Genomic DNA, 4068 nt, shown 5'->3' on the forward strand with positions numbered 1-4068 from the left:
GGTCGATATCTCGTTCCTAGGATAGAAACTCGGGCCAAAATAGGATCGATTTCTGCTCCAGCAGGTTGCTGCGTTCAACGTGGACTATGGATTTGGTCACTTCTCTATGTGACCACTTTGCCGTCCTTCGTCCCTCAAGGGTTTCACCGATGCAAACCCTTTTGTTTTCGTGAACTTCATCACGTGATTAAAATTCGACATTGCATCGGATGGATCAAGGTTTGATAAATTTAGCTGCATCATCGTTTCCCGCACAAACTGGACCGACAAGACGGGAGTCGGCTCCTTGTGTCCGGTTGCTGAGTTCAGCATGACGCTTTCACAGGTGACATATACCTCGTTCAGCGGAAGTATTTGAAATAGATCGCCGGCGATCTTCAATGCAACACTGGCGACATAGTCCTGATACAATTCATTGAATTGCCCAACCGGCATCTTGGTTTCTGACAGCTTACCGCTTGCCAGTTGCTTGCGGCGGTAGTTCGGAACGATGTCACTAGCGTGAACCTGTGGTCGGGCATGGACGTAATTGTCGTTGATGGAGAACTGCACGGAAGAACCAATAAGATCATTGCCGGACAGGCTTTGCATCTCTGTGATGACTTCCTGAATTGCGGCAGCTTCTCCGTTGGCAAGGCGCTGCGCCAACTCTCGGTCCGTTTTCCAATCTGCCAGTTCGCTGACATAGACCTCTGTCGCCCGTTGGTAGTCCGAGGTATCACGTGCAGCAGCTTGCGCAAGTGCATCACTCAAGCGCTGTCGCTTTCTTGCGGTGCCACCCTGAAAGAAGTCAAACCAACCGGGTTTGAAGGTAGACAATGCGGCGCGAGCTTTGTCTTCGTGATATGTTTCCAACGCGGGCTCTTTGGGCTGCGGCTTGGCCAGTAGCGCCTCCCAATCAATGCGGTCGGTCAGATCGGTATGTACTGTCAGCAATTCCTCGATGTAATTTTCCCAGTTTTCCACATCTTCAGCAGCATTTGCCGCGATTTGGGCTTTGGCGACCTGTTTACGTCGCCGTTCGGCATCCTTTTCCATTCGCCGGGCGGTTGCCGACAGCGAACGCATAGTACCTTTCCAACCCATGATCTGCCTTTCAAAATTCCTGCGCCATCACTCTATGGTGGCAATCAGCTAAAGAAATCAATTAATGCATGTATTGTGGAACCCATCGTGGGTTGCAACATTAGTTTGCGAACTCAGGCATTTATACCAACGTCCTGATCTCATCCTTCGGGTTTTAGCGTGGCCCATTGCGAGAGCTTATCGCTCTCAGATCAGTTTAAGTGGTAACGCATGAAGCGCGGGCACAACGCGCGCATAGGAAGATTGAGCTTTGTCTGGTAGGGCTTTCTGCAGCACTTTCGCATTACTTCAAACCCGCATCTCGATCCGTGCGTCCGGGAATTGCGCAAGCACGGCATCCGCTTGCGTATCGGTCAGGGCACAAAGCGCGGTGGACAGGCCATCGGCCAGCGCGGCATCGGGGGCCGAGACGGACAGGGCCTGATGGTGCAGCGCCTCGCCATTGGGGCTCAGAATGTGGCCGTGTTGGTCAGTCAGCCTGAGAGTTCCAGCATCCGATGTGGCAATGGCCCGGTCCCGCAGTTCGATGCGTTTGTGGATCGCACCACCCGGTCCGGTGACCCCGACGCGCCAGTTCTGGCCGTCGCCCCGGCGACCCAGCGCGGCGATTTCGCCCATATCCACCAGAACGTCCCGCAATCCGTGCCCGCGCAGCAATGCGGCGATGCGATCGGTGATAGCGCCCTGGGCAATGCCGTTCAGCGTCAGGCCCGATTGGCCGGGATGGGGCAGGTGGATGGCATCCGGCTGGACGCGGACCTTGTCCCATCCAATGGTCTCGCGTGCGGCCTTGATCTGATCGGCAGAAGCTCCGGTTGCCAAGGCCATCCAGAGCGGCTGGATGGTGGGGTCAAAGGCTCCGTCCGTGGCCCGGTGCAGAGAGCCGCACAAGCTGAGCACACTCAGCAGTTCCGGCGCCGGGGCGGGCAGGTGGCCGTCGCGGTTCAGGCGGCTCAGCTGCGAGTCGGGGCGGTAGAGGCTGAAGATATTTTCCAACCGTGTGACCTCGGCCTCGATGGCGGCGATGATCGGTGCGGCCTGCGCATCGGTCAGCCCTTCCAGACGCAGGCTGGCCGAGGCCCCCAGCGCGGTGCCGCGCCATTGTGCGGATGGGGCTGCGGCCACGCCTGTGGGCAGGGCGGCGCAGGCGGCAGAGATGGTCAGGAACCGGCGGCGGGACAGCGGTGTCATGCGGGGGTCTCCAGTATCAGGTCCAGATCGACGGGTCCCAGAACCTCGGTATCGGGGATGTCGGTCAGGGGCAGGGCGTTGCCGCCATATTGTTGGATAAAGGTCTGGGCGTCCGACGGATCGGCAAAGGGCACCACTTCGCGCGCGCCCATGCCGCCTGCGACATTGGCGCCGACCACAAAGGTTGCGTCATCGGCAGCGATCCAGTTGGAAATGCCGGGTTGCCGCCAGTTGGGGGCAACGCCCATGTCGCTGACATAGACAGCCGTAATCTTGGCATCGCGTTCGGGGCTTTTGAGATAGGCCACCATGTCGCGCACCTGCGCAAAGAACAGCGGCGCGGGGTAGCCATCCAGATGGATCTGCCCTTTGGGGCCACCATGTTCGGCGATGTTCATCTGGCAGAAGAAGCTGAGCGCATCCGGGGTCAGATCGACCGGGTCGGGGGCCTCGGCCACCTCTTCCTTGCAGGCGGCCAGCGCGACCAGTGCGATCAGGGCAAGGTGTTTCATGGTTCAACCCTCCGGAATGCGGCGCGGGCGAGGGCGAAGCTCAGCACCGGCCAGAGCAACAGGGATGCGGGCGCGGCCCAGACCGGCAGGGCCTGCGCGGCCCCGGTCATGCCGGAAGCGATGGCGACGCCTTCGGTTGCGGCGATGTTCCACAGACGGAATGCGTCGGCCGGGTTGGCCACCATCACCCATGGAAAGACGGATTGGGTGAAGGCGCCGCCCTTGTCCATGACGACGGCCCCCAACAGGCCCAGATCATAGAGGACGACAAAAACCAGCCAGAGCCCGGCCGACAGGCCCGCCGCCGCCGTGGCGCCCCGTGCCAGGGCCGACAGCAGGTATCCCAGCGCCAGAAACACGGCGCCCAGCAGGATGGATGTAAGGATCAGGCGGGCCAGAGCCATCAGGCTTTCCGGTCCCGCGCCGCCGAACCATGCGGCGACCGCACCGGCCGTGCCGAACCCGACGGTCATGGCGAAAGCCAGCGCCGCAAGATGGGCGGTGAACTTGCCCAGCAGAATCTCTCCGCGCCCCGCTGGATAGGACAGCAGCAGCGACAGGCTGCCCCGGTCCACGTCGCCTGCGATGGCGTCGAAGGAAATCATCAGCGCCAGCAGCGGCGCGAGGTAGACCGACAGCGTGGTCATCGAAGCGACCGAGACGGTCAGCATGTCGACACCCAGCGTGCCGGTGGGGGCGCTGCCTGCAAAGGTCAGCGCCAGCGCGAACAGCACCATGATCAGCGTGGCGACCAGCAGCCAGCGGTTGCGCCGCAGGATCAGCATTTCGGTGCGGGTGATGGCGAGGAAGCGGGTCATTGCATCTCCTCCTGTGCGTAGTGGCGATAGAGGTCTTCCAGTTTCGGTGGGGTCATTTCCACATCCGCCACCGCGTCGCCCAGACCGGCGATGCGGCGCAGGGCCTCCATCTTGTCTTCGGGGGTGCAGAGCAGCTCGACCGAGGCGCCATTGATCCGGCTGCCGCCCAGTTCGGCGGCCAGCGCGTCGGGATTGTCACTGGCGCGCACCTTCAGACGGATCGGCAGCCCGGCCAGCGCCGAGAGGTTATTCAGCGTGTCATCGGCGACCATCCGGCCCTTGCGCATGATGGCGATACGGTCGGTGCGGGCCTCGACCTCGGTCAGCGCGTGCGAGGCGATCAGGACCGCCGTTCCCTGTCCCGCCAGCTCGTCAATGATGGCATACAGGTCTTGGCGTGAGATCGGGTCGAGCCCGCTGGTCGGTTCGTCCAGCAGCGCGACCTTTGGCTGGCCCAGCAG

At 61.3% G+C, this 4068-nt stretch carries 4 protein-coding genes and 1 pseudogene; all 5 read right to left on the reverse strand.

Going from position 1 to position 4068, the window contains the following annotated elements:
- Nucleotides 1–96: 96 nt before the first annotated feature.
- Nucleotides 97–1068, reverse strand: coding sequence for a hypothetical protein (locus MPJ51_RS07240; protein WP_298383921.1), 972 nt, complete (start codon nucleotides 1066–1068; stop codon nucleotides 97–99).
- Nucleotides 1069–1374: 306 nt separating this feature from the next.
- Nucleotides 1375–2277 carry an FAD:protein FMN transferase gene (locus tag MPJ51_RS07245; RefSeq protein WP_298383922.1) on the reverse strand — a complete coding sequence of 301 codons (903 nt, stop codon included), beginning with the start codon at nucleotides 2275–2277 and terminating at the stop codon, nucleotides 1375–1377.
- Complete coding sequence (locus MPJ51_RS07250) at nucleotides 2274–2789, reverse strand: nitrous oxide reductase accessory protein NosL (protein ID WP_298383924.1); 516 nt, start codon at nucleotides 2787–2789, stop codon at nucleotides 2274–2276. The genes MPJ51_RS07245 and MPJ51_RS07250 overlap by 4 nt, the downstream gene beginning before the upstream one ends.
- On the reverse strand, nucleotides 2786–3607 hold the full coding sequence (locus MPJ51_RS07255; protein WP_298383926.1) for an ABC transporter permease subunit: 822 nt from the start codon (nucleotides 3605–3607) through the stop codon (nucleotides 2786–2788). Before MPJ51_RS07255 ends, MPJ51_RS07250 begins: the two co-directional genes overlap by 4 nt.
- Nucleotides 3604–4068, reverse strand: a pseudogene (locus MPJ51_RS07260) (ABC transporter ATP-binding protein); the annotation flags it as partial. The gene MPJ51_RS07255 and the pseudogene MPJ51_RS07260, both read right to left, overlap by 4 nt.

This window comes from Ruegeria sp. (genome assembly GCF_028066395.1).
Taxonomy (GTDB): domain Bacteria; phylum Pseudomonadota; class Alphaproteobacteria; order Rhodobacterales; family Rhodobacteraceae; genus Ruegeria.

What these genes read in the sequence shown, in the direction of transcription:
- MPJ51_RS07240 (WP_298383921.1), bottom strand. Translation starts at nt 1,068, where the DNA reads ATGCGTTCGCTGTCGGCAACCGCCCGGCGAATGGAAAAGGATGCCGAA.
- MPJ51_RS07245 (WP_298383922.1), bottom strand. Translation starts at nt 2,277, where the DNA reads ATGACACCGCTGTCCCGCCGCCGGTTCCTGACCATCTCTGCCGCCTGC.
- MPJ51_RS07250 (WP_298383924.1), bottom strand. Translation starts at nt 2,789, where the DNA reads ATGAAACACCTTGCCCTGATCGCACTGGTCGCGCTGGCCGCCTGCAAG.
- MPJ51_RS07255 (WP_298383926.1), bottom strand. Translation starts at nt 3,607, where the DNA reads ATGACCCGCTTCCTCGCCATCACCCGCACCGAAATGCTGATCCTGCGG.